Origin of the sequence: Streptomyces sp. NPDC060031, from assembly GCF_042736805.1 — a bacterium.
Taxonomy (GTDB): Bacteria; Actinomycetota; Actinomycetes; order Streptomycetales; family Streptomycetaceae; genus Streptomyces.
In genome coordinates this window covers 126,859-150,343 of the sequence record NZ_JBHWVM010000003.1, presented here as the reverse complement: position 1 = coordinate 150,343, position 23,485 = coordinate 126,859, and the positions used below count along the sequence as shown (strand labels likewise).

Here is a 23,485-nt window from a genome sequence, read left to right as displayed (position 1 = left end):
GCGGGGATCGCGGTTGCTTGACCGGAGACCACCTCACTATCGATGTCCTGCGGTACCCGGACTCAGACTTCCGCCCGGGCGATCCTGATGGCGCCAAGCTCCTCCGTTCTTCCCTCGGTGATCAACTACTTACCAAGCGGGGGACTTCGTACTGCTGGTACTACCGGCACTGCTCTACTGCGTACTACTGGTGATGCCTACTGCTGTACTGCGAACCGCTTGTACTGCTCGCGGCCTGAACAAGCGCCACGCTTCGGCAGCCAGCCCCGTCGCCCATCGTGCGTCTGCTCTGGCTTAGAACCCCACTGCCGAACCTCCCGATGCGCGCGCCCGCAGCCGACGCCTTCACCGAGGTACCGCTCACTGACTTCACTGCTGGGTACCGCGAACTGCAATTTTCTGGTCCTGCTGCCCGGCAGTTCGTCTCTGCCAGGCCCTTCGATCTCTTCGGGCTACGAGAGAAACCATAGCCACACCACCGCCTGATGTCTACTCCGGCCAACATAGTTTTTCGCGTGTTCGACAGTGAGGTAATCGACCTCGAACAGGGAGGGGGGCATACGCAGGGAACGAGCCGATCACCGGGCACGGGCCCTACTCGGAGCAACTGGTGATCGCCGCCAAGGCCGGGCCGTGGCGCGACCCCTGGGGCGAAACGCACCGGGGCGCTCCCGAGACGCTGCGGGGCCAGGTCGAGGAGAACCTGCGGGGCCGGATCGGCCGCCGGGCACTTCGCGCGCTGGCCGGACTCGCGGCGTACCCACCTCACCGGCACAGCCGACACCAACGCGCAGCTGGCGCAAGGATCGTCATCACCGCGACGAAGGGTGCTACGCACCCTTCCTCCCCGTCCGTCCAATCCCTTGCTCCAACGACGTCGTGCGAGCGTGTGCCGCCAACTGCGGGTTGGCGGCGATGAGCGTTCGCCCGGTCAGCCGCGGTGGAACAGGTCTGCGTCCGCTGACCGGTGCCTGCCTCTTGGCGCAAGCCCCTCTCCGCCGGGAACTTCGCGGCCCTCCTGTAGCCACTGCCGTTCAACGGCTTCGTAGATCGGCGAATTCGAAACCCGCCAGCCGTCTGCCCGCGGATGGGCGAAACCCCTCTGCGCTGGAACGGTTCTCTGGTCCATGACCGGCCCAACGACCCCGTACAGGGCACCGTGGCGAGCCGTGACCCATCCGTCGCCACCCGGCGGCACTTCGTGTCCGGGCGGCGGGTCAGATTCCCCCTGCGCGCCGGCGGGCTGCGGGGCTCAGGATCAGAAGAGGCGCAGGACGCGTGGGGCGTTGGGCAGGTCCTCGGGGACCGTCGCAGTTCCGGTCAGGGGCATCAGGCGACCGTTGGCACAGTCGCCGGGCTGCTGGTGGTCGATCTCCCAGTCCCGGCCAGCCGGGGTGGAGGCTGAGCTGGTGGCGTAGAGAGGTTGCCGGCAGGAGCGGCACCAGTAGAAGCACCGTCCCCTCACGCCGCCTCGCCGTATGGAGTCAGCACGCGGCGAAGAGCCGTCAGCAGGGGCTGGCGAGGGGGGCTGCTGGGGATCGAGAGCCCGGGGGGTCCCGTGAAGCGGAATCTGTTGTTCACGCCAGCTGAAACGATCCAGCACCACCTCGCGTCACCGGCACCGGGTCGGGGAGTTACTCCGGCTCGGCCAGGACCCCAGCCGCAGCCGCAGCCGGATGAGGACACGAGGCAGCCTTCGTCCAACCGGAGCAGCACTGCGTTCGCGGCCCCGAACTCTTGGGCACAACACGGCGGCCAGGTGACGGCTTCGCCTGCGAGCCCTGTTTCGGACGCTGGGGAGACACATCCGACCCGATCGAGTGGCTCCGCAACACCGGCAGGAGAAGGGGAGATCGACCAAAGCGTCCCCCAGTCAAGGTTCACGCTTGAGGCGCGTCAGGTGTCAGGCCCAAGTGCCCCTCCCCGGAAGCCGGGGGCCCGAGGCCGGTGTCGGCGGCCCAGCAGGAGCGGCCCAGCAGGAGCGGCCCAGGCTCGACGGCCAGAGCCATCCAGACTCGGGTCGGCTGAGCAGCGGTACATAGACCGCTCGCGCACTCGAATGTTGATCTGTTCCTGGAACGGACGGCGCGCGAGCCATCTATTTGCTGCTGGGCCGAACGGGTGGACTGGCAGCCGATTCCACGCGCTTGACGATCACCGTGGGTCCCTAATGGATCATGCCATGCCTTCGGCATGGTGATCCTTCTCTAGGGAGTCCTATGTCTGTTCGTCGTTCCGTCATCGCGGCAGCCGCGCCCGCACGGCTGGTGAAGAGGGGGCCCGTGCTCGCCGCTCTGCTGGTTGCCTCGTTGTCGGTCCCCCTCTGCCTGGCGGGGGCGGGCGCAGCGTACGCGGCGCCTGGGCCACCGGTCACCTGCACCCTCAACGGCGTCTCCATCAGTCCGGTCGCGGAGATCACGGGGACTGCTGGAGCGGACAAGCTGGAATGTGCCAGCGGTGTTCCGATCGGGCATCCGATCGACATGCTCGGCGGCGACGACATCATCACCATCCGCGGGGGAACAGCCAGCGGCGTCAGGGGCGGTGACGGCAACGACACGATCACCATCAGCGGGGCGGCGGACGCGGGCGACGGCCTGGTCGGGGCAATCACGGTCGACGGAGGCGCGGGGAACGACAAGCTCACCCTCACCGGCGGCACGGGCGGCACCGGCGGCACGGGTGCCACCGGCACGCACGGAAGCAACACCGACACCGGCATCGGCGCCCGCGGCGCCACCGGCGGCGCGGGCGGGGCGGGCGGTTTCGCGAACCGCACCGGCACGGTGATCGCCGGACCCGGTGTCGACACCATCGACATGATCGGCGGGACCGGCGGCAAGGGCGGAACCGGCGGGAAGGGCGGCGACAGCGTGGAGGACCGGCCGGGCGGACTCGGCGGGAAGGGCGGGGCGGCCGGCGCGGCCGGGATCCCCTACAACGGCGGCGTCTACACCTACGAGGCCGAGGACACCTTCAAGGCCTACTACGGCTGGGGCGGCACAGCCGGGACAGCCGGCGGACGCGGAGCCAACGGCCCCGCCTACACCCCCTGACCCCCACGACAACACCGGCTGCGGGCTCCTGAACCGACCCGGAGCCCGCAGCACACGAACCGAGCACAACACGAGACGGGTCCGGGCCGCCTCCAGCCGCCCGGACCCGCCTCGTTGCGCCTCGTAGCCGTGCCCGTGCCTCCCGGCCCGTACTCGGGCACGGGAGTGACCGCCGTCCGCGGAGCGGAGCAGGTCCCCGTAGTCCTGCCAGGGTGGTCAGGGCCGGAGCCGGTTCTGCTGAGGATCGAAGCAGACCAGCCCCATCGAGGCCGCAAGGGCTGCCGCACAGGCCGATGCTTCCGCGGTCATGTCCCCACGCATCGCGAAGTAGATGAGCGGCCCGCTGCCCTCGTCGATCAGCGGACCGGCCGCCCACGGCGAGGTTTGCTCCACCTCCGTGTCGAGGTGGCGGCTACAACAACTCCAGTGGGTGCAGCCCCGCGTCCCACTCGGCAGCCAGTCCGTCGCGACCTGACGGCCGAGAGGGCCTGATGGAACCGCCGAGCCCGAGGGTGGTGTCGTGACCGTCACCCCATCCGCGGCGGAAGGCCGAGACGGTCCAGGAGCCGTCCTCGTGAGGCACGAGGAAGAACTGGTCACCTTCAACCGCATTTCCCCAGACCAGGGCACCACCAGGGGTCGGGAGCACATCGTGCGGGTCAGTACGTGAACTCTCCAAGACGCCGGCCATTCCGGCAAAGTCCGACCGTTGTTTCGGCGCGCTACCAGGCACGTGATCCATGGCCGCTACGCGACAGCGTCCGCCGCCCCAGCCGCCACGGGCAGATCTCCGCTCATCGGGTCCCGGAGCAGAAACACGTAAAGCGTGCCAAGGCCAGCCCGGACACCAGTGCGGTGACCGCGTCCGGAGCGGCCCGGGCACCGAACACCCGCTGATCTTGAGCTTTTACTCCACAGGGAGCCGTCGCCGGCCCTCCGGGGTGAAGGTGAAGGTCTGGCGGAAGGGCGCCGTTCCGACGGATCTTGCCGTGTGAGGGGTTGTTCGGGCCGAACACCCACGGACGGGATACCGAACTCGTCGACGACGTCCGCCCACACGCGGTCCTCGCCCGCCCACTGGCGGACCGCACCCTGCAGCGCTGCGCATTCGGCAGAGTCCAGCACGCGGTCGGGATTGAGCCAGCCGCGGCGGTGCGTGCGTGCGTGCGTGCACTGCGCGCCATGGCCGACCTTGCTGGACTGTCATGGAGTGACCTTGCTGCCTCGGCCGAGATCCTTGAGGAACTGTCCTTGGCCGTCCAAAAATCCGTCCGCGAAGAGCGAGCGGGGCGAGAAGAGCGCGGTGAGCGTGGTCTTGAGGTCCGACTGCTCGATGGACTGCTTGAGCAATGAATGGGTCGCGTCCGGGTAGCGCTTGGCCGTCATGGCACCGCCTGCGTCCAGCACCTCGCGGTAGACGCGCTCCGTGTCGGCGGTGTCCACGTTGATGTCGTGGCCCGCGAGGGTGAGCAGAACCGGTACGCCGCGCAGGGCGCGGAGGTCTTGCGTGGCGTCCGCGGTGTAGTTCTTGGAGATGAAGCGCCAGCGATCGGCGGTCATGCCCTCCGCGTCGCCGCCCATGGCCTTGACGTACTCCTCGAAGGTCGCGTGGCCTTCCAGCAGCCGTCGGGTCGTGTCGCTCTTGGCGATCGCTGCGTTGGTGCGGGCTGGCGATGCGCCGTCGGCGCGCAGCTCGGCGAGAAGGTTGTAGCGGCCCTGCTGGAGCCAGTTGATCGCAGGCGAGACGGCGATGACGAAGCTCACGGGCGTCTTGGCGGCGACCTTCGGCAGGACCCAGCCCGCCTGGCTGGCGCCCCAGAGTCCGATCCGGTCGCCGTCGATGTCGGGGCGGGCGCGCGCCCAGGCGATGGCGGCGGCTGCCTCGTCGGCCCGGTCGTCCATGGACTGGCCGAGCCAGTCGCCTGGTGCGCCCGCGACGCCGGGCTTGTCCCAGGAGAGGGAGGCGTACCCGGCCTTGGCGTTCGCTTCCCACAGGGGCTTGTAGCCGTCGTCATGGGTGGCGTCGACGGGGCCGTCACCGTGGATGTACACGACCAGGCCGTGGTGCTTGCGGCCGTCCTTGGGTGTGGCCAGTACTCCGTTGAGGGTGTGGCCACCGTGACGGATCGATACTCGCTGCTCGTCCATGTCGTAGGAGTTCTGCCACAGCACCACACCGCCGAGACCCGCGGCTACGACCAGGACTGTGACGAATGACCAAACGGCTGTGCGAAGTCCGCGACGCCATTTGGGTTGGATCTTTGGGCCCATGGATCTGACCGCCTCGGTTCGGATGTCGGTTCGGGTGTCGGTTTGGATGTGCGCATGATCAAACCTATCATTGCACGCACGGTCGTCATGAAAATGATAGTTTCGAGTGGGGCTTGCAGCGAGAAGGAGGAAAACGGGATGGGACTGGACGCGACGGACACCGGTACGGGGCGGGTGACAGTACGGCTGGGCGTTCCGGCCGGCGCCGAGCGGCGGGCGGCCGAGCTGTACTGGGACGCTTTCGGCCGAAAACTCGGCCCCGCGCTGAACCCGCCGGACAAGGCGGTGCCCTTCATCGCCGCCCACCTGAACGCCGATCGCGCGGTGTGCGCGCTCCTCGACGGGCAGCTTGTCGGCCTCGCCGGTTACCAGCTCGGCGGTCGTGCCCTCACGGGGGGATCGGCCTCCGCCGTGCTGCGCGTGTACGGGCACCTGCGAGGACTGCACAGGCTCCTGCTCCTCGCCCTGTTCGAACGCCACCCGACCCCCGGACAGCTCGTCATGGACGGCATCGCCGTGGACCCGGCCATACGCGGCCGCGGCGTCGGGAGCCTGCTCATCGAGGAAGTGGCCGCCGTCGCGGCGGAGCAGCACTGCCGGGAGATCAGACTGGATGTGATCGACACCAATCCGCGGGCCCGAGCCCTGTACGAGCGGCGCGGTTTCACGGCTGTGCACACCCAGCGCACGCCCTACCTGCGCGGACTGCTGGGGTTCGGAGCGGTGACCACCATGTGCCGCGCCGTCGCGACGAGAGGGACGAGAGGGGCGAGAGAACTGTGAGCGCCGAAACGGACCACGTCGAGGTCCCCACCCGCATGCTCGTCCACGCGCTGATCCGCGAGGACGGCACCGTCAGCGCGGAGGAGCTGTACACCGTCGCCAACACCCTGGGCATGAGCGACCAGCAGGTGCGGTTGTGCGTCAAACGCCTCGTGGCCGAGGGCCGGTTCACGCACGAGGGCCGTGGCCGCAAGGCGGAGCTGCACGCCACCGCAGACACCACGCGCGCCCTGGCCCCCAACGCGGACTTCCTCCGGCACGCCTTCCAGCAAGACGCCGGGCTAGCGCCCTGGGACGGTGTCTGGCACCTGGCCGCCTTCGCAGTGCCCGAATCGGCGCGCACGGCCCGGGACGCCCTGCGTGAGACGCTCGTCCACCTCGGAGGCGCCCCGCTCCAGGGCGGACTGTACGTCTGCGCCAACGCCTGGGAACCGTACGTCGAAGAAGCGGCCCACCGCCTCGGCGCCCATGGCGCGCTTACCCTCCTCACCACGACAGACCTGCGCAAGGGCGACACCCAAGAGCCTGCCGAACTCGCCCGCCGCCTGTGGTTCCTGCCGGAGATCGCCGATCGCTACCACCGCCTCAGCCGTATCGCCTGGCCCCGCCTCGCCCGGCTCACCGACCCTGCCGGACTCCCCCCGTCCGCACTCCTCACCATCGCGGTCGAGCTGGCCGCCGAACTCACCCGCGCCATGGAGCCCGACCCGCTCTTGCCCCCGCAGCTCCTGCCCCAGCCCTGGCCCGGCACCCAGGCTCGGGAAGTCATCGCCCAGTGCTGGGCGGCTCTGCACGAACGAGAAGGCGGCGAAGCCCGCCCAGCCCTCTTCCGCCTCTACGCCGACATCACCCGAGAGGCGGCAGACCGGGCCGCGCGCTGAAGGCGGGACACGCCTTTCACCGGCCTTGCTGCGGCGCCGTAGCAGGTTCGCGGTACCGCCGAAGGAGACGATGCCACCGCCGTTGTTCGTGGAGATGTTGAAGCTGATGGTGCTGTTGCGGGCGGTGAGCGTGCCACTGTTGGCGATGGCCCCGCCAGCACCAGACGTGGGGCGTCAAACGGCGCCGCAGGGGCATCGGCCACCTCTGGGCGGCACTGCGGTCACAGCGTTAACTAGAGGTCGATCGAGCGGTACTCGTCCAGCACGGCGAAGCCGGTGCTGTCGTACAGGCTCATCGCGACCTCGTTGCCCCCGAAGACGTTGAACATCATCGCCTCGTCGCCGCCCTGCCGGGCGGCCCACTCGCCGACAGCCATCGCGGCCCGGCCGTAGCCCTTGCCGCGATGCTCCTCGTACACCTCCAGCGAGAAGCCGAAGGTCACGCCCGGCAGGAAGCCGTGGTTCACCCAGCCCGTGCCGACCACCTGGCCGTCGGCCTCCATCGCGTAGAAGGCGTGCCCCGGGGTCAGGTAGCCCTGCGGGAGATGGCGGGCGAAGTCCTCGTCGGACTTCGCCTTGGCCTGCTCCGGGGTCAGAGCTCCGGCCCGGACGATGTCCGCGATGTACGCGGCCTCCTCACCGGCATACCAGCCCGGGTACTCCTCCCCGGTCAGCCGGCGAACCGTCAGACCCGGCGGCAGCTCGGGCCGCTCGGCCGCGGCACGCATTCTGTTCTGCCCCCGTACGGGGTAGTCGGCGAACGCTCCCGCCCCGCCGGTGAGCCGGACTCCCACCTGCTGCGCACCGTGCTCGGCGCACCACCGCTCGGCCCATTCGCGCCCTCGCGGCACCGTCAGGTCGTGGATCCGGCCCACGGTCGCACCGTTGTCCTGCGTCACCCCGACCGCGATCCACCCGGTGCCGTCCGTGGCCACCGTCCAGCCGTCGATACCCTCCACCGCCCGTTCGAGCAGGGCCCGGGCCAGCGGCTCCGAGCACCCCGCAGCCCGGTACCCGGCCAGCACGCGCTCCTCGAACCCGCCCCGCCACTCACCCTGGTCGGTCACGATCTCCATCTCGTTCATCCCCCCACCCTAGGCAGGGGCACCGACAACCCGACGGTGGAGGCGTCCGCGCGCGCCCCGCAGACCAGAACCGCAGGTCAAGCGACTCCCCAGCCGTGCAAGTGTGCAAGGCGGTGGCGCCGAGGGTGAACGACGCAAGGAACTCACCAGGGACCCGATCAGCTCAACATGAGCGAGCGGCGACCCGCCCCCCGTGCCAGGCTCGTCGAGGATCACCCCCACACATCGAGGAGACACCTTCATGGGCATCAAGGACGAGATGCAGGACAAGGCCAAGAAGGCCAAGGACAAGCTGCAGGGCAAGCAGGACGAAGCCTCCCAGCGTGGCCGGACCGAGCAGGACCGCCTCCGCGAGCGCGCCAACGAGACCCGCCAGAGCGGCCAGCGCTCGTTCGATGACGTCCAGGACAACACGGACGACCGCCGCTAGCCCCGCAGCAGGCAGGGCCCGCACTCCCACCAGGGGGCGCGGGCCCTTCCCGTGCCGCAGGTTCGGGCTCGCCGGACATGCGCGCCGCCCGCTGCGGTGGACCAGGATGGTGTCCATGTCCGACCGGTTCACCACCCGCGTCCTCGACGTCTCCACCGGCCACACCGAGACCGTCACCGACCTGACCCGTCCGTGCGAGCAGTTCCTGTCCGAGGTGGCGGCCGGCCGCGACGGCCTGCTCAACCTCTTCGTCCCCCACGCCACCGCCGGCATCGCCGTGATCGAGACGGGCGCGGGCAGCGACCACGACCTCCTGGCCGCCCTGCACACCCTGCTGCCCGCCGACGACCGCTGGGAGCACCGCCACGGATCGCCCGGCCACGGTCGCGACCACGTCCTGCCCGCCTTCGTCCCCCCACACGCCACCCTGCCCGTCCTCGATGGCCACCTTCGGCTCGGCACCTGGCAGTCCGTCTGCCTGATCGACACCAACAAGGACAACCCCGAACGGCAGGTTCGTCTGTCGTTCCTCGGTTAGCCCGATGCCACCCGGCCGGCCCAACGCCCGTGTGGCCGCGCCGCTTCCTCAGTCTCCGTACCGCTTGCCCCAGGGCACCACGGTGACCGTCCGCCCGTGCCGGCCCACTGCGAAGAGGTGGGCGTCAGCTCCGGTGCGCGCGTGCGCCGTACGCACGCCCTGGGCGCTCGCGCCGTCCTCGGCGCCGACGCGGCCGTAGTCACGCCGTTCGGCCTTGACGTCAGGGTCCTGCTGCTGGACACGCTCGGCGCATCCCTTCACCGCCGACTCGAACAGCGCGGTGAGCGACCGAGCATCGAGGAAGGCGGGCCCGTCCGCGGCGACGGCCGCCGGCGCCGCCGGCGATGCGATCGCTGCGGCTGCGGCTGCGGCTGCGGCTGCGAGACAGGTGAGGGCGAAGAGACGACGGCCGTGCCGGCGGACCCACTGATCACGGCCGAGCGCGCCTGAGCGGGCCGTGGCGGGTTACACGGCGTCAATGAGACTTGAACACGGCGCCGCCGTGAGACCCGGCCGACTCCCCGTGCTGTTGTGGCTGCCCGTGCAAGCGGCCCTGATGGTGGGCGTGGGACTGCTGGTCACCGGGCCGCTCGCAGACCAGTGGCCGCTGGCGGCGGAAGACGGCGTCAACCGCGCCTTGGCCGCGCACCGCGGCGGCCCCGTCACCCCGTTGTCGGAGTGGCTGTCCCTGCTGGCCGGCACCCAGAGCATCGTCGCGCTCACCGTCCTGGCCGTCGCCACGCTGCTGGCGTTCTCGCGGGGGCGGCTGCTGCGGGAGGCGGTGTTCCTGGCCGCGGCCGTGGCCGCGCAGTCGGCGGTCTTCCTCCTGGTCACCGTCCTCGTGGAGCGGCCGCGTCCGGACGTGCCCCACCTGGACGCCGCCCCGCCCACCTCCAGTTTCCCCTCCGGGCACGTCGGGGCCTCCGTGGCCCTGTTCGGGGGCCTGGCCATCCTCGTGGCGCTCCTCCTGCGCGACGCCCGGCGGTGGGTGCGGTACGCCGTGATCGCCGCCCTGCTGCTGATCCCGGCGGCCGTGGCGTTCTCCCGGGTGTACCGGGGCATGCACCACCCCTCCGATGTGGTGGGCGGCCTGCTCAACGGGGCCTGCACCCTGCTCGTCGTGGCGCACGCGTTGCTGCTGTCGGCGCGGCCCCGGCCGGTGGCGCGGTCCGCCTCCGATGCGGGCCCGGCGGACCGGCTCCCGTCCGCCCGCGCCACCCGCGCCACCCGGGACGACGACGGCGGAGCCCGGCGGGCCGTGGTGGTACGTCACCCGCACGGCTGCGGCGAGGAGATGGCCGAGCGGGTGCGAGGCATCCTGCGCCGCCACGGCTACGCCGACCAGGCGTGGACGGCGACGTCCGCCGAGCACGCCGCCGGCGGCCTCGCCGACCGGATCGCCGAGGCGGACACCGCTCTGGTGGTGGTCTGCGGCGGGGACGGCACCGTACGCGCCTGCGCCGACGTGCTGGCCGGTACGGAAATTCCGCTCGCGGTCGTCCCCTGCGGCACCGGCAACCTGCTCGCGCGCAACCTGCGGCTGCCCTCCGATCCGGCCACGGCGCTGGAGGCGGCCCTGTCCGGAGAGACGGCGCGGATCGACGTGGGGCGGGTACGGGGCGACGGGCTGGAGCCCGCCCGGTTCACCGTCATGGCGGGAGGCGGTTTCGACGCCGCGATGGTCGGGGACGCGTCGGAGCGGGTCAAGGAGCGCCTCGGCTGGGCCGCGTACGTCCTCTCCGCCGTCCGCCACCTGGGGGACCCGCGGATGCGGCTGTCGATCCGGCTGGACGGGGGCCCCGTACGGGAACGCCGCGCCCGCATGGTCGTCATCGGCAACGTCGGCACCCTGCAGGGCGGCCTGCCGCTGCTGCCCGACGCCCGGCCCGACAGCGGGCGGCTGGAGGTGGTGCTGCTGGACCCGCGCGGCGCCCGGGGCTGGCTCGCGGCGGCGGGGCACCTCGGGGCGCGCATGCTGCCCGGGCGGGCGGTGCCCAGCCCCGGCGGCGCGTACGGCAAGGTGGCCGGCGGCGCGTTGGAGTACTTCAGCGCCGTGCGCGTCGACATCCACTTCGCCAGGCCCCAGCCGCGCGAGCTCGACGGTGACGTCATCGGCGCCGGTACCCGGCTGAGCGCCGAGGTGGAGCCGGGCGCGCTGCGGATCCTACTGCCGCCGCGCGCGCCGGCCAACGAGGCGGCCGTCGGCACGGCTACGGACACGGACATGGCAACGGACACGGCGCCCGCCGACCGGGCCGCGTTCACCATCGGCGGCTGAGCCGCGCCCGAACACACGACGCACAGGGGGTGAAGAGCAATGGGAACCGCGACGCGGGTACCGCAACGCGCCGACGTGGCGGCGGTGGAAGCCGAGCTGGAGGTGGAGGGCGAGGAGCTGTCCGCCGAGGAGGCCTTGGCCGCGCTGAGGCGCTACGGGGGCTGGAGTCTCGTACGGGACTCCTTCATCCGGTTCCGGTACGCCGACGGCTTCAGCCATTCCAGGGCGCTGGCCCTGCAGACGGTCCTGTCGATCGTTCCGCTGGCCATCGCCGTCATCGGTCTGTCCAGCGCGCTGCACACCGAGGACATCGGGCGCGTCGCGGAACTGACGATCCGGCGGCTGGCGAGGGGCCCGAGCCAGGACGTGGTGGACGACGCGCTCTCGCAGAGCCGCCACCACTCCGGGGACGGCAGCCAGGTCGCCCTCTGGCTCGGGCTGCTGTTCTCCCTGGTGAACGTGACCACCGCCCTGTGCCAGGTGGAGCGGGGCGCGAACCGCATCTACGGAACGGAACGCGACCGGCCGTTCCTGTACAAGTACACCCGGGGGCTGGTCATGTCCGTGCTGGCCGGTCTGCCCCTGGGGCTCAGCTTCGCGGTCACCGTCCTCGGCGCCGAGCTGAGCCGCGCCGTGGCGGAGGTCTACCACCTCGGCCCGGGGACCATCCGCGCGTGGGACCTGCTGCGCTGGCCCGTGGGGGTGCTGCTGGCCATCCTGGCCACCAGCGCCATCTTCCGCCTCTCCCCCCGCCGCACCCAGCCCGGCTACACGTGGCTGGCCTTCGGCGCCACGGTGTACCTGGTGCTGTGGCTGGCGGCGACATGGGGGCTGAGCCTCTACGTCGGCGCCAGCGGCTCCTTCGCCACCGTGTACGGGCCCCTCAGCGCGTTCGTGTCGCTGCTGCTGTGGTCCTACCTGACCTCGATGGCCCTCTTCCTCGGACTGGCCTTCGCCGCCCAACTGGAGGCCGTACGGGCCGGGGTGACCGAACCGGTCACGGAGGACCCCGGCGTCTGACGCGCGGCGCGCCCGGACGGGCGCGCCGCGGCAACTCCCCGAAAGGAAGCACCACGGCCATGGCACGAACCCCCACCCGCCCGCGGCGCTCCGCCGCCCGGCTGCTCTCCGCGCGCTCCGGGCCCGACGCGCGGTTCGGCGTACGGCTCCTGACGACGGTGGCCGCCACCGCCCTGGTGTCGGTACCCTTCGCGCTCGCCCTGGTGCTGGTCGAGTCTCAATGGGCGCCGCTGCACCGGCTGGACCGGGGCACGGCCGAGCGGCTGCACGCGGCCGCGCTGGAGCATCCCGCGTGGGTGCGGGTGCTCGACTTCCTGAGCCACGTCGTGTGGGGACCCCTGACCATGCGTCTGCTGGTGGCGGCGCTGGTGGTGTGGCTGCTGGTGCGCGGGGCGGTACGGCTGGCACTGTGGGCGGCCGTCACGGCCACGGCCGGCGGCCTGCTCGGCCTGCTGGTGAAGAACGCGGTCGAACGGGCCCGGCCCCATCTGCCGCAGCCCGTCGCGCAGGCGCCCGGGTTCTCGTTCCCCTCCGGGCACGCCATGACGGCCACCACGTCCTGCGCCGTGCTGCTGCTGGCGCTGCTGCCGCTGGTTCCCCGGGCCTGTCGTCCACTGGCGTGGGGACTCGCGGCGGTCTCGGTGGTGGGCGTGGGCTACACCCGGGTGGCGCTCGGCGTGCACTGGGTGAGCGATGTGGTGGGGGGCTGGCTGCTCGGTCTGGCCGTGGTCACGGCGACGACCCTGGCCTTCGAAGCCTGGCGGGCGGACGTCGGGCGGACCCGCACCACGCCCGCGCAGGGTCTGGAGCCGGAGATCCTGGCCGATCACCCCGAGCCGCCGGCGGGTGTTCCGGAGCGGCCTTGAACACGTGGTGGGGCGGGTCGTGCTCGAAGCCCTCCTTGGCCTTGCGGGTGAGCGAGCGAGGGCGTGACCGCAGCGCAGAAGGCGTCGACGTAGTGGGCGACCAGGGGGTTGCGGTCCGAGCGGCGCCAGGCCAGTACGAGCTCGACCGGCGGAAGGTCACTGACGGGGACGTACGTGATGCCCTCGACCGGAGTGCCGCGCACCACCTGTTCGGGGACCAGCGCCACGGCCTTGCGCCACAGCACGGCGTGCAAGCACTCGTCCACCGAGCGCACCACCGGCCCGTCGGGCGATGTGCCGGGCTGCCAGTACGCACGGAACAGCGGGTCGGTGTCGTCCGCGAGACGGATGGAGAGCTGGTCCTGCAGACGTGCGCGGGAGAGGACGGAGGCGCCGGCCAGGGGGCTGGAGTCCGGCACGGCGGCGTAGCACCGTTCCTGTCGGACGGTCCGTGTGGACAGGCCGGTCCGGGTGAAGGGGGTGAAGGTGATCGCCGCGTCCACGTTCCCTGCGTTCAGACCGAGGGTCGGATCGCGCAGATCGCCTTGGACCAGAGTGACCTCCACGCCTTCGTGCTGCTGCGTGAAGGTGTGCGCCATGGAGGCCGACAGCGCCGCTTCGCCGGGGCCCAGGACGCCGACGCGCAGGACCCGCTGACCCGCTGCTCGCCGTACCAGGTCGCGGGCCCGCTCGGCGCCCTCCAGCAGCCGGCGCGCCTCTGCCAGCAGCACCTCGCCCGGCGGGGTCAGCGTCATGCCGCGCGGCGTACGGACGAACAGCACGCAGCCCAGGTCCGCTTCCAGCTCGCGGATGCGCTGGCTGAGGGGCGGCTGGGACATGAGCAGCCGACGGGCCGCCCGGCCCACGTTGCCCTCCTCCGCGACCGCGACGAAGTACTGAAGCCTGCGCATGTCCACGCGCAGACGATATCGAATGCGTTGGTACGGCGACCAAGACGGTCTTGGACCCGGTCGCGGACAAGCTGCTTGGATCGATTCATGACCTACCAACACCCCTCTGACCTGCAACGCGTTCCCGCTGTCCGGGAGTTGGCGAAGACGGAGGCGCACGCCTATCTGAACTTCCACGCAGCCGTCTTCCGCGACGGCGGAGCTGTGCCGCTCAAGTACCGCGAGCTGGTTGCCCTGGCGGTTGCCACGGCGACCCGATGCGCCTACTGCATCGACACCCACACCCGTGGCGCCTCCGAGGCCGGCGCGACCCGCCACGAGATGGCTGAAGTCGCTTTTGTCGCAGCCGCGGTCAGCGCCGGAGGCGCCATGGCGCACTCGCTGCTGGCGCACCGGCTGCACGAGGAGAACCAGGGTGCCGCGAGGCCCGGTGAGGAGGCCCGGGGTGCCACCCGCGGTGGAGCCGGGGCCAGACCCGGTGCCGGCTCCACCGGCGGGCGGGGCGGCATCGAAACGTGAGCAGTGGTCGTCGGAGGCGGCGCCCGCCGCGCGCGACGCCACGTCACGTCACGTCACGGCGCGCCGCGCCGCGCCGCGCCGCGCCGCGCCGCACATGATCGAACCGGATGACTGCGTGCTCCGCCTGCGCAGCCGGCGCGGCCGACTAGAGGTAGCGGCGGATGGGCTGCACCGCGGCTTCGCGCGCACGTTGCACGAGCGAGCGGCGCCTCCAGCGGCCCAGGCGGATCAGCTCGCTGGCCTTGAGGTCATCGTCGTAATGCGCGTCGAGGGTCGCCGTGAATCCGGCGTCCATGACGGCGAGCATGACCTCTTCGTCGTGATCGAGGGAGCGCCGGTTGAAGTTCGTCGAACCGATCAGGGAGACGACCCCGTCCATGGTCATGATCTTCGCGTGCATCATGGTCGGCTGGTACTGGTGGATGCGCACGCCGCAGTCGGTGAGTGCCTCGTAGTGGTGCTGACCGGCCAGCTGGCACACCCGCTTGTCCGTGTACGGGCCCGGCAGCAGGATGTCGACCTCGACGCCCCGACGGGCGGTGGCGCAGAGCAGGTCGATGAAGTACGTGTCGGGGGCGAAGTAGGCAGTCGCCAGGCGCACCCGCTCCTCGGCCGATTCCAGGATGACGCGTACCAGCGTCTGCATGTCCTGCCAGCCGAAACTCGCGGAACCGCGCACCACCTGCACGATGGCGTCTCCGCTCGGCTCGTGGCTGACGAAGCGGTCGCGGTCGTCGAACAGCTCCTGGTGGCATTCCGCCCAGTTCTGGGCGAACGCCGCGGCGATGCCGTCGACTGCCGGACCCCGGACTTCGACGTGTGTGTCCCGCCATTCGCCGGGGTTGCGTGCGTCGCCGCACCATTCCTCGGCGATGCCGACGCCGCCCGTGAAAGCGGTCTGCTCGTCCACGACGAGGACCTTGCGGTGGCAGCGGTGGTTCTGCTTGAGCGGCGAAAGGTAGAGCGGCTTGCGGAACCAGGCGACCTCGACCCCGGCGGCGCTCATGCTGTCGAGCAGGCCCTGCTCGATGAGGCGGCTGCCGAAGCCGTCCAGCAGCAGCCTCACCCGCACGCCCGCGCGCGCCCGGTCGCAGAGGGCTTCGGCGAACCGTGTCGCGATGTCGCCCCGCCAGTAGACGAAGGTCATCATGTCGACGGTGTGGCGTGCGGAGGCGATGCCGTCCAGCATCGCGGCGAAGATCTCGTCACCGTTGCGCAGCGGCCGCAGGGCGTTGCCCTCGGTCGCGGCGATGCCGATGAGCCGTTCCAGGCGTCGGCGTATGCGGCGGATCCGTTCGTCGGCTGTGCGGCTGCCGGCGGCCACCGCCACGTCCGGCGCGCCGCTGAGCAGCTGCTCTCTGTTGGTCATTCCGGTGCTCCTCGATCATGCCCTGATGGCGGCTCAGGCGGTGGGCGTCCGCTCTGCGGGGTCCCGGTCGGGTCCGGATGCGGGTCCGAATGCGGGTCCGGGTGCGGGTGCGGTCGCCTGCCAGGGTGGTGGCGCGGTCTGGTCGGTCCAGGCTGCCAGGGCCTCGCCGTCGATGCAGACGATGCCGCAGGCGGCAGCGTACTCGGCGGCTGGTGCGGTGAAGGAGCTCGTGGTGACGACGACTGCCACGTCGGCCTCGTGGACGGCGAAACAGGTCCCACCGAAGCGCTGCAGGTCCTGCGAGCCGACGCGGTTGCCGTCGGCGTAGTGCTTGCACTGGAGGACGAGGCGCAGTCCGTCCGCGGTCGTCGCGACGACATCGGCGCCCAGGTCTCCGGCGCCGCCGACCACTTCCACGGGCGTGCAGCCGTCCCGGGCACACAGGGCGGCGACCGTGTGCTCGAATCCATCGGCGTCGACCGCGGCGTGGTCCAGGGCCTCCCCCGCGACGTCGGGCACCTGCGGCGCCGGTTCCGCGTACGCATCCGGCGCACTCGGCCGGCGTACCCGGGGCGGGCGGCGCACGGGTGACACGCTCCACTTAGCCACTGCTACCCCGACCGTGATGAGCACCGCCGTGGCGATCGGCACCACGGATCCACCGGCACCGCCCCCCTCAGCCACCCCGACGGCCTTCAGGAAGGCGGCCAGGCCGCCGACGCAGATCCCCACGAGCCCGACCGCGAGCACCACGTCACGCCCGGCCGGTGCGGAGCCGGGCCGCGCCGGGCTCCTGTCCTCCCCCGGTGACGTCATGGCGGAGCCTCCCTCTCTCGTTCACGTGCGTTCCCATGCGCTTTCCCGTGCCCGCTCACGTGCACCGCGGTCCCGAACCCATGAGGGGTTCGGGACCGCGGTGGATACCGGTCGTGCGGGTCGTGCGGGTCGTGCAGGTCAGCGCTTGAAGATGTCCTTCATCTTCTCCTTGGCCTGCCGGGCATCGCCCTTCGCCTTTTCGGCGCGGCCTTCGGCCGTCAGCCGTTCATTGCCGACCGCACGGCCGGCCGTCTCCTTGAGCTTGCCCTTGGCCTGCTCGGACTTGGCCTGGTTCTTCTCGTTACCCGACACAGCTGACCACTCCCTGAGGTGGGAAACTCGTACGACTCCTCGTATGGCCAGGACCCCGGACCTCAAACGGATGCCTTCTTTTTCCGTCAAGGGGCGCCTCGGACGGTGCGACGCTCCGCCGCGACCGGCCGGCAAACCCCTGAGACACGGGTACCGGGGCCCTCGCCGGCCCCGTCGGCGGACGGCGGCACGAGCGGTCTGGCACACAGGGGCGGCGTCGTTGTCAGTGGTGTCGTGCAGGATCGGCGCGTCAGTTCTTTTAGGGGATGGGGAAGCGCATGCCGATCACAAACCAGCAGGTAGCAGGGCACGTGTTTCTGCGGCAGATGTACGAGGACCCGTACTTCCCCGATCACGTCGTCGATCAGGGCAGGGCGATCCTGCTGCGGCTGTGCGAGCGGATTGAGGCCAGGCAGCCGTCGGATCTGGAGGCCCTGTATGCGCTCACCCAGGCCGCGACGGAGGAGTTCAATCTTCTGGAGGCGGAGTTCGAGGCAGCCGGGAGTGGGATCGAGACGGTTGCGCGTGAGTGGATCGCCGAGGGCTTCTGGTTCGTCGCGTCGGCATACGGGTTCCCGGACGCGGATGTAGAGGAGCTGATCGCCAGCCGCGACTGGTGAACGACGACGGGAAGGCCATCTGCCGGTCAGAGCCATTCGCCGAGTTTGTGGCGGTTGCGGACCCGGTCCGTAGGGACAGGGATCGTGGCCTCGATCCCGCGGCGGCGTGGATAGCCACGGTTCTCGCGGGAGTCGTACGCTCTATCGGGCCCGCACCCGGTCCGGGCGCTTGCGCGATCGCCCCAGGCCGAGCCGGGGTACCGGGATTGCCTCCGGCGGTCAGGCGCTTGGCATCGGCCTGAGCTTGGAGCTGGGTGATGAAGGGCGAGCGCCTCATCCACGTTGTGTTCAGCGATCCCCCGCATCATCGCGCGGTGGGGGAAGTCGCCGTCGAGGAGGCGTAGGGGGTCGGCCACCAGTGAGAGGCGCATCGCGAGCATGAGCGCCACATCCGCCGGGTAGCGGCGGCGGCCGTTCAGCCAGGAGCACTCCCGGAACCCGGACCCCGAGGCGGTCCCGCCTCCGCTGAGCGGCTGGAAAGGGGGACCGGCCCGGTTGCAGGAGCGAACGGGTGGGTCGCGCCGATGCCTTCCGCAGCTGGCCAGAAGCTCTCGGCCTCGGCCCAGCTGTGGACGATCACGCTTGCCGCACGCGGCCCGTCCACGTGAACCCGGTAGACCCCCTTTTCTTGCCCCCGCCTCGCAACCGGTCCATTCCGACAACACGGACCCCCACCCCCAGTGCCTCACGCACGATCCCCGACCAAGCTTCAGCTTCCATGAACCGGCGCATCCACCGGCTTTATCCCCAGCTCAGGGCGTCATCGGGCCGCGGTGGCGCATGGCCGCCCGCTCGGCGGGGGCGGGGGCAGCGCCTTCATGCCTTCAATCCCGAACGGCCTGCTCGTCGTCAGGACGGCGCCAACGCCGGCCTCCGTCGTGTACGCCGCCTCCCCCGCCCTGGACTTGGTCGGGCCTCGATCTCGTCGAGGTGGCTCGTCCCGGTCTTCCTGCGGCCCCACGATCACCGGTTCGCACGCGCCCCCAACCGCAACACGGAAGACCAGGCGCGCAAGGCGCTCGTCTGTGTGCCTCAGGTCAGGCTCCACGACCACGTGCCGTCGGCGGTGGCGAGGCAGGCGAGGACCGCGAAGTCGGCCGCGCCCAGGGCGATGCCGAGGCAGGCCCGGCCGGCCCTGGACGTGTGCCGCCACAAGGCGAGGGAGCCGAGGACGACGGCGGTCGGGCCGAGTATCAGGTTCATGACGAGGAGCCCGACCAGGCCCAGGACGAAGGCGGTGACGGCCATCGCGTCGGCGTCACGGGTACGCGTACGGGAACGGGAACGGGAACGGGTCTCCACGGAGGTGGTCCGCGTGTTCATCGCAGACCTCCCCCGTGATGGCCGTGATGGCCTCGGCGCCCGCCCTGACGGCCCGACAGGCGCTCACGCGCGGCGAAGAGGGCGAGCCAGACGGCGATCGCGAGGCCGGCGACCACGCTCACCGGCACCGGTACGTGTGCCACAGTGCCGAGGACGACGCCCAGGAGGAGCAGCGCGGCAACGAGGAAGAGCATGAGAGTTCCTCCTACTTATAGGTAACAGTTGTTCACTGACTACCCGGTCTAGCACGGCTCATGCTGGCGGTCGGCAACTGTGACGCGGTTGACTGCCCGGCATGAGTCCGAACACCGGTGTCCGCGAAGCCCAGCGCCGTCGCACGCGACGAGCCCTCCTCGACGCGGCCTTGTCGCAGCTGGAGGAGCGGAGCCTCGGCAGCCTCGGGCTCAGGGAGGTCGCCAGGGCCGCGGGGGTCACCCCCAGCGCCTTCTACCGGCACTTCGGCGGCATGGACGAGCTGGGGACCGCCCTCGTCCATGAGGCCCTGGCCAGCCTGCACGAGACAGTGCGGAACACCCTCGCCGCCACCGGTGATGCCGACCGGCGCGGCGACGCCGCGGTGCAGCTCGTCGTCGAGCTGGTCCGCAGCCGTCCGGCGCACGTGCGCTTTCTCGTCCGTGAGCGGCACGGCGGAGTCACGGCGGTGCGCGAGTCGATCGCCGGGCAACTCGACGCGTTCGCCGACGAGATCGGCGCCGCACTCGCGGCCGATCCGCTCAGCGCCGGCTGGGGCGCCGACGACCGGACGATGCTGTCCCGGCTCCTGGTGGACCACATGTTCATGACGGCCTCGGCGTGCCTCGCCGCCTCGCTGCGCGGGGAGGACTGGTCGGCCGTCACCGCCACCGCCCGCAGCCAGCTCCGTCTGATCCACCTCGGACGCGTGCACTGGCAGGCGTGACCCGGGCGGAACCCGCCGTTACGCGGCCGCCCTGGGGCCTGGGGCCCGTCCCGGGTCTGCGCCCTTCACTCGCCGCGGCTCAACACGCAGAACTTGACAGGGAATCGGGAGCGGTACGGCACCGCGGGTACGCCCCCGTACGACTTGTAGTACCGGCGCGTGCCGGTCCAGGAGCCGGCAGCGTATGTCGGCCGCTCCCGGGCCGCCACGTCGGCGACCAAGTCCCGGACAGCTGGGCGCCGTACGTCCTCCTGGGTTGCGCGGGTATCCGCGACCCGCGGACCCGCGCGGTCAGATGTACATGTTCTTCTCGTCGTACGAGGGCCCGTAGTAGCGCTCCAGCTGCTCCAGGGACTCGTGCGTGCGCTCCAGGCTCTTTGAGATCCTCGCCCTGGAGGGGGCGGCGTCGGGGTTCCAGGTCGCCGGCTTCCACAGGGCGGAGCGTACGAAGGCCCGGGAGCAGTGGAAGTAGACCTGTTCGATCTCCACGAGGAGGGCGAGCGTGGGGCGGTGGCCCTTTACGGTCAGGTCGTCGAAGAAGGGCGCCTCGCGGAGCAGCCGGGCCCGGCCGTTGACGCGGAGGGAGTCGCCTCGGCCCGGGATCAGGAAGAGCAGACCGACGTGGGGGTTGGTGAGGACGTTGTGGTAGCTGTCCGCACGGCGGTTGCCGGGGCGGTCCGGGATCACGAGGGTGGTGTCGTCGAGGACCTTGGCGAAACCGGCCGGGTCGCCCTTGGGCGAGACGTCGCAGGTGCCGTCGGCGGCGGAGGTGGAGATCAGGCAGAGCGGGGACCGCGCGAGCCACTGCTTGTGGTGGTCGTGGAGGGTCCGACGTTCCTTGTTGAGGGCCACGGGGGTTGGTTCGCCGAGCACCTCGCGCAGCTCCGCCCCGGTGGTGATCTCCTCGAACGCCTCTGTGTTCACTGCCCGCCCCCGTCTGCTCGTGCGCGGCCGGACCGCCGCCCCGCCGCGACTATGCCACGGCCCTCCGCGCGGCGTCCTCGAGGGAGCCGCCGGTACTTGGGGAAAGGGTTCACGCTGTCTCTATCTGCACCGCGAGCCGGTGTCAGTGGTCAGGGCCCGGTCGCGGACCCGGTATCGGGGTGCAAGCGGAAGACTCGGTCCAGGCCGACGACGCGCAGGAGGCGCAGGGTGTTGGCCGGGACGGCAGCGAGTGCGATGTCTGCCTGGGCGGCGTGGGCGTGGTTGCGGGCGGCGATCAGGGCGCTGATGCCGCTGGAGTCACAGAATTCCATCCGGGCGAGGTCCAGGACGAGGAGCCGGCCCGGTTCGAGGGTGAGCGTGGCGAGGAGGTCACGCAGTTCGGGGGCGGTGGTGTAGTCGAGTTCGCCGATGATCTGCACGACGGGACCGGCCGGGGAGTCCCGGGTGGTGATCTTCAGCGGTGTCATCGCGGGTTCTTCATCGTGGGGACGCCGAGGGCGAGGAGGGCGGTGTCGTCATCGAGGCCGTCACCGAAGTCGTCCAGCAGACCGGCCAGTGCCTCGATGACCGCGTCCGGGGACTTGCCGGCGTGGTCGGCGGCGAAGGCGCGCAGAGCCTCCTCCCCGTACAGAGCGGTACGCCCTTCGCCGGTGCGGGCTTCGGTGAGGCCGTCGGTGTAGAGCAGGAGGGTGTCACCGGGGGCGAGAGTGGTGGTGGCGGTGGTGAAGGGCGCGTCCGGCAGGATGCCCACGAGGAGGCCGCCGGGGGTGGGCAGGAAATCTGCTGTGCCGTCGGCACGAAGGACCAGGGCCGGCGGGTGTCCGCCCGAGCCAAGGCTGACGGTGACCTGCCCGGTGGCGGGGTCGGGTTCGACCGTGCCGCAGATGGCGGTGCAGTAGCGGGGGTCGCCGCCGGTGTAGCGCTCGTGGAGCACCTGGTTGAGGGTCGAGAGGGCGGAGACGGGGTCGGGGTCGTGCAGGGCTGCGGCGCGCAGGGTGTAGCGGGTCAGCGAGGTCACCGCTGCGGCCTGGGGGCCCTTGCCGCACACGTCGCCGAGGAAGAAGGCGAAGCGTGTGCCGTCGACGGGGAAGACGTCGTAGAAGTCGCCGCCGAGCCGGTCGGGAGAGGCGGTGCGGTAGTGGGCGGCCGCCTCCACTCCGGGTATCGACGGCAGGGTGTCGGGCAGCAGCGACTGCTGGAGCACCGCGAGGGCGTCCTGCAGCCGGGCACGGTCGCTCTCGGCCTGCCGGCGTGCTTCCTCGGCGGCTTTGCGGGCCCGCAGGAGTTCCTCTTCGTAGGCGCGGCGGTCGCGCGCGTCGAAGACCGTGGTGCGGATCAGCAGGGGCTCGCCCGTGCTGCCCTGCTTGACAACGGCGGAGACCAGCACCGGTAGCCGGGCGGAGTCGGCCTGCTTGATCTCCAGAGCGACGCCGCCGATCTCGCCCCGCATGCGCAGCAGCGGCGCGAAGTGGGTCTCGTGGTAGAGCTTGCCGCCCACGGTCAGCAGGTCGGTGAACCGCATCCGGCCCACCACCGCTTCCCGCTGGAGGCCGAGCCAACCCAGCAGCGTGGTGTTGATCTTCGCAATGGTGCCGTCCATCAGCGTGGACAGGTACCCGCACGGCGCGCTCTCATAGAGCTCCTCGGCGCTGTCCTCCAGCAGCGCCGCGAACGCCGCCTTCGAGGCTTCCTCGTTGCCGGCGCCGTGGGGGTCGGGCAGCTGCCCGGTACGGCACATCACCGCAGGCCTGCCAGAAAGCTGGTGATCGCTTCATTCGTGGATTCGGGTGCGGAAAGGTGCGGGCAGTGCCCGGTCGCATCGAGGGTGATCAGCGTCGAGCCCTCGATCGCCTGGTGGACGAAGGCGCCGACCTCGCGGGGGGCGATGGCGTCCTGGGTGCATTCCAGCACCAGAGTGGGCACGCTCACGCGCTTCAGGTCGTCTCTCGAATCGGACAGGAACGTGGTCCGGGCGAAGACGCGCGCCATGGCCGGGTCGGTGGCGCAGAAGCTGTTCGTCAGCTCCTCACCGAGCTCGGGCCGGTCCGCGTTCGCCATGATCACCGGTGCCATGGCCGCCGACCAGCCCAGGTAGTTCGATTCCAGCGAATCGAGCAGCTCGTCGATGTCCTGCGCGCTGAATCCGCCCCGATAGCCTTCGTCATCGATGTACCGGGGTGAGGGCGCGACCATCACCAGTGCACCGATGCGCTCCGGAGCCATGCCGGCAGCCAGCACTCCGATCATCGCGGAGACGGAGTGCCCCACGAAGACCGCGTCGCGCAGGTCGAGGGCATCACAGATTTCCATCACATCTCGGACATAACCGTCCAGAGAGGCATATCGGTCTTCCGAGAACGCGGACAGATCTGAGCGGCCCGAGCCCACGTAGTCGAACAGCACCACCCGGTAGTCCTCGACCAGTGCAGGCACCGTAAGACGCCACATGTTCTGATCACAGCCGAACCCGTGCGCGAGCACCACCGTCGGGCCCTGCGGATTGCCAGTGACCGTGATGTTGTTCCTACGCTCGATATCCATAC

General features: G+C 70.8%; 25 protein-coding genes and 1 pseudogene. 11 read left to right on the top strand and 15 right to left on the bottom strand.

Annotation, left to right across the window (positions count from 1 at the left end):
- Positions 1 to 2,219: 2,219 nt before the first annotated feature.
- The gene (locus tag ACFWB8_RS02435) at positions 2,220 to 3,056 is read left to right on the top strand and encodes a hypothetical protein (RefSeq protein WP_385221286.1); all 837 of its coding nucleotides are present in this window, start codon (positions 2,220 to 2,222) and stop codon (positions 3,054 to 3,056) included.
- A 216-nt stretch (positions 3,057 to 3,272) separates the two neighbouring features.
- Here the strand turns inward: ACFWB8_RS02435 and ACFWB8_RS02430 are convergent, their stop codons facing one another.
- The gene (locus ACFWB8_RS02430) at positions 3,273 to 3,449 is read right to left on the bottom strand and encodes a hypothetical protein (RefSeq protein ID WP_385221283.1); all 177 of its coding nucleotides are present in this window, start codon (positions 3,447 to 3,449) and stop codon (positions 3,273 to 3,275) included.
- An 810-nt stretch (positions 3,450 to 4,259) separates the two neighbouring features.
- Positions 4,260 to 5,231 (bottom strand): alpha/beta hydrolase family protein, encoded by a 972-nt coding sequence (locus tag ACFWB8_RS02425; protein WP_385221281.1) that lies wholly within the window; start codon positions 5,229 to 5,231, stop codon positions 4,260 to 4,262.
- 234 nt (positions 5,232 to 5,465) lie between these two features.
- Here ACFWB8_RS02425 and ACFWB8_RS02420 point away from each other — a divergent pair, with 234 nt between their 5' ends.
- Both ACFWB8_RS02420 and ACFWB8_RS02415 read left to right on the top strand, forming a co-directional pair.
- Positions 5,466 to 6,110 (top strand): GNAT family N-acetyltransferase, encoded by a 645-nt coding sequence (locus ACFWB8_RS02420; protein WP_385221278.1) that lies wholly within the window; start codon positions 5,466 to 5,468, stop codon positions 6,108 to 6,110.
- A 35-nt stretch (positions 6,111 to 6,145) separates the two neighbouring features.
- The gene (locus tag ACFWB8_RS02415) at positions 6,146 to 6,991 is read left to right on the top strand and encodes a PaaX family transcriptional regulator C-terminal domain-containing protein (RefSeq protein WP_385221303.1); all 846 of its coding nucleotides are present in this window, start codon (positions 6,146 to 6,148) and stop codon (positions 6,989 to 6,991) included.
- Positions 6,992 to 7,224: 233 nt separating this feature from the next.
- Here the strand turns inward: ACFWB8_RS02415 and ACFWB8_RS02410 are convergent, their stop codons facing one another.
- Positions 7,225 to 8,076: a GNAT family N-acetyltransferase gene (locus ACFWB8_RS02410; RefSeq protein ID WP_385221275.1), complete on the bottom strand. Its 852-nt coding sequence runs from the start codon at positions 8,074 to 8,076 to the stop codon at positions 7,225 to 7,227.
- A gap of 241 nt (positions 8,077 to 8,317) precedes the next feature.
- Here ACFWB8_RS02410 and ACFWB8_RS02405 point away from each other — a divergent pair, with 241 nt between their 5' ends.
- Positions 8,318 to 8,506: a hypothetical protein gene (locus ACFWB8_RS02405; protein ID WP_385221272.1), complete on the top strand. Its 189-nt coding sequence runs from the start codon at positions 8,318 to 8,320 to the stop codon at positions 8,504 to 8,506.
- A 115-nt stretch (positions 8,507 to 8,621) separates the two neighbouring features.
- Entirely contained in the window at positions 8,622 to 9,044 is a 423-nt protein-coding gene (locus ACFWB8_RS02400) for a YjbQ family protein (RefSeq protein WP_385221269.1), read from the top strand.
- Positions 9,045 to 9,092: 48 nt separating this feature from the next.
- Here ACFWB8_RS02400 and ACFWB8_RS02395 read toward each other — a convergent pair whose 3' ends face one another.
- Complete coding sequence (locus ACFWB8_RS02395) at positions 9,093 to 9,305, bottom strand: hypothetical protein (protein ID WP_385221267.1); 213 nt, start codon at positions 9,303 to 9,305, stop codon at positions 9,093 to 9,095.
- A 217-nt stretch (positions 9,306 to 9,522) separates the two neighbouring features.
- Between ACFWB8_RS02395 and ACFWB8_RS02390 the strand changes: the two genes are divergently transcribed.
- The 3 genes from ACFWB8_RS02390 to ACFWB8_RS02380 are packed head-to-tail and all read left to right on the top strand — an operon-like array spanning position 9,523 to position 13,208.
- Positions 9,523 to 11,322 (top strand): diacylglycerol kinase family protein, encoded by a 1,800-nt coding sequence (locus tag ACFWB8_RS02390; RefSeq protein WP_385221264.1) that lies wholly within the window; start codon positions 9,523 to 9,525, stop codon positions 11,320 to 11,322.
- Positions 11,323 to 11,361: 39 nt separating this feature from the next.
- Entirely contained in the window at positions 11,362 to 12,342 is a 981-nt protein-coding gene (locus ACFWB8_RS02385) for a YihY/virulence factor BrkB family protein (RefSeq protein ID WP_385221261.1), read from the top strand.
- A 59-nt stretch (positions 12,343 to 12,401) separates the two neighbouring features.
- Positions 12,402 to 13,208, top strand: a complete 807-nt coding sequence (locus ACFWB8_RS02380; protein ID WP_385221258.1) for a phosphatase PAP2 family protein — start codon at positions 12,402 to 12,404, stop codon at positions 13,206 to 13,208.
- Here ACFWB8_RS02380 and ACFWB8_RS02375 read toward each other — a convergent pair.
- Positions 13,169 to 14,119 (bottom strand): LysR family transcriptional regulator, encoded by a 951-nt coding sequence (locus ACFWB8_RS02375; RefSeq protein WP_385221255.1) that lies wholly within the window; start codon positions 14,117 to 14,119, stop codon positions 13,169 to 13,171. The two genes, ACFWB8_RS02380 and ACFWB8_RS02375, sit on opposite strands and share 40 nt — an antisense overlap.
- An 87-nt stretch (positions 14,120 to 14,206) precedes the next feature.
- Here ACFWB8_RS02375 and ACFWB8_RS02370 point away from each other — a divergent pair, with 87 nt between their 5' ends.
- Complete coding sequence (locus tag ACFWB8_RS02370) at positions 14,207 to 14,638, top strand: carboxymuconolactone decarboxylase family protein (RefSeq protein ID WP_385221252.1); 432 nt, start codon at positions 14,207 to 14,209, stop codon at positions 14,636 to 14,638.
- Positions 14,639 to 14,783: 145 nt separating this feature from the next.
- Here the strand turns inward: ACFWB8_RS02370 and ACFWB8_RS02365 are convergent, their stop codons facing one another.
- From ACFWB8_RS02365 to ACFWB8_RS02355, 3 genes are all read right to left on the bottom strand, one after another.
- Complete coding sequence (locus tag ACFWB8_RS02365) at positions 14,784 to 16,007, bottom strand: phosphatidylserine/phosphatidylglycerophosphate/cardiolipin synthase family protein (RefSeq protein ID WP_385221249.1); 1,224 nt, start codon at positions 16,005 to 16,007, stop codon at positions 14,784 to 14,786.
- 33 nt (positions 16,008 to 16,040) lie between these two features.
- Positions 16,041 to 16,823 carry a restriction endonuclease gene (locus tag ACFWB8_RS02360; RefSeq protein ID WP_385221246.1) on the bottom strand — a complete coding sequence of 261 codons (783 nt, stop codon included), beginning with the start codon at positions 16,821 to 16,823 and terminating at the stop codon, positions 16,041 to 16,043.
- 138 nt (positions 16,824 to 16,961) lie between these two features.
- On the bottom strand, positions 16,962 to 17,135 hold the full coding sequence (locus ACFWB8_RS02355) for a CsbD family protein (RefSeq protein ID WP_385221243.1): 174 nt from the start codon (positions 17,133 to 17,135) through the stop codon (positions 16,962 to 16,964).
- Between the two features lie 278 nt (positions 17,136 to 17,413).
- Between ACFWB8_RS02355 and ACFWB8_RS02350 the strand changes: the two genes are divergently transcribed.
- Complete coding sequence (locus ACFWB8_RS02350) at positions 17,414 to 17,755, top strand: DUF5713 family protein (RefSeq protein WP_385221240.1); 342 nt, start codon at positions 17,414 to 17,416, stop codon at positions 17,753 to 17,755.
- Positions 17,756 to 18,015: 260 nt separating this feature from the next.
- Here ACFWB8_RS02350 and ACFWB8_RS02345 read toward each other — a convergent pair.
- The 3 genes and pseudogenes from ACFWB8_RS02345 to ACFWB8_RS02335 all read right to left on the bottom strand — a co-directional run.
- Positions 18,016 to 18,135 (bottom strand): annotated as a pseudogene (locus ACFWB8_RS02345) (aminoglycoside phosphotransferase family protein); the annotation flags it as partial.
- A 652-nt stretch (positions 18,136 to 18,787) separates the two neighbouring features.
- Positions 18,788 to 19,078: a DUF4190 domain-containing protein gene (locus tag ACFWB8_RS02340; protein ID WP_385221237.1), complete on the bottom strand. Its 291-nt coding sequence runs from the start codon at positions 19,076 to 19,078 to the stop codon at positions 18,788 to 18,790.
- A complete protein-coding gene (locus tag ACFWB8_RS02335; protein WP_385221234.1) occupies positions 19,075 to 19,272 on the bottom strand; it encodes a hypothetical protein in 198 nt (65 codons plus the stop codon). The genes ACFWB8_RS02340 and ACFWB8_RS02335 overlap by 4 nt, the downstream gene beginning before the upstream one ends.
- Positions 19,273 to 19,373: 101 nt before the next feature.
- Here ACFWB8_RS02335 and ACFWB8_RS02330 point away from each other — a divergent pair, with 101 nt between their 5' ends.
- Positions 19,374 to 19,997, top strand: coding sequence for a TetR family transcriptional regulator (locus tag ACFWB8_RS02330; RefSeq protein WP_385221231.1), 624 nt, complete (start codon positions 19,374 to 19,376; stop codon positions 19,995 to 19,997).
- A gap of 291 nt (positions 19,998 to 20,288) precedes the next feature.
- Here ACFWB8_RS02330 and ACFWB8_RS02325 read toward each other — a convergent pair whose 3' ends face one another.
- The 4 genes from ACFWB8_RS02325 to ACFWB8_RS02310 form a co-directional block, all read right to left on the bottom strand.
- Positions 20,289 to 20,921, bottom strand: a complete 633-nt coding sequence (locus tag ACFWB8_RS02325; RefSeq protein WP_385221228.1) for a pyridoxamine 5'-phosphate oxidase family protein — start codon at positions 20,919 to 20,921, stop codon at positions 20,289 to 20,291.
- A 149-nt stretch (positions 20,922 to 21,070) separates the two neighbouring features.
- The gene (locus ACFWB8_RS02320) at positions 21,071 to 21,409 is read right to left on the bottom strand and encodes an STAS domain-containing protein (protein WP_385221225.1); all 339 of its coding nucleotides are present in this window, start codon (positions 21,407 to 21,409) and stop codon (positions 21,071 to 21,073) included.
- Positions 21,406 to 22,680, bottom strand: a complete 1,275-nt coding sequence (locus ACFWB8_RS02315) for a PP2C family protein-serine/threonine phosphatase (protein WP_385221222.1) — start codon at positions 22,678 to 22,680, stop codon at positions 21,406 to 21,408. Before ACFWB8_RS02315 ends, ACFWB8_RS02320 begins: the two co-directional genes overlap by 4 nt.
- Positions 22,680 to 23,483, bottom strand: a complete 804-nt coding sequence (locus tag ACFWB8_RS02310; RefSeq protein WP_385221219.1) for an alpha/beta fold hydrolase — start codon at positions 23,481 to 23,483, stop codon at positions 22,680 to 22,682. The genes ACFWB8_RS02315 and ACFWB8_RS02310 overlap by 1 nt, the downstream gene beginning before the upstream one ends.
- Positions 23,484 to 23,485: the final 2 nt, after the last annotated feature.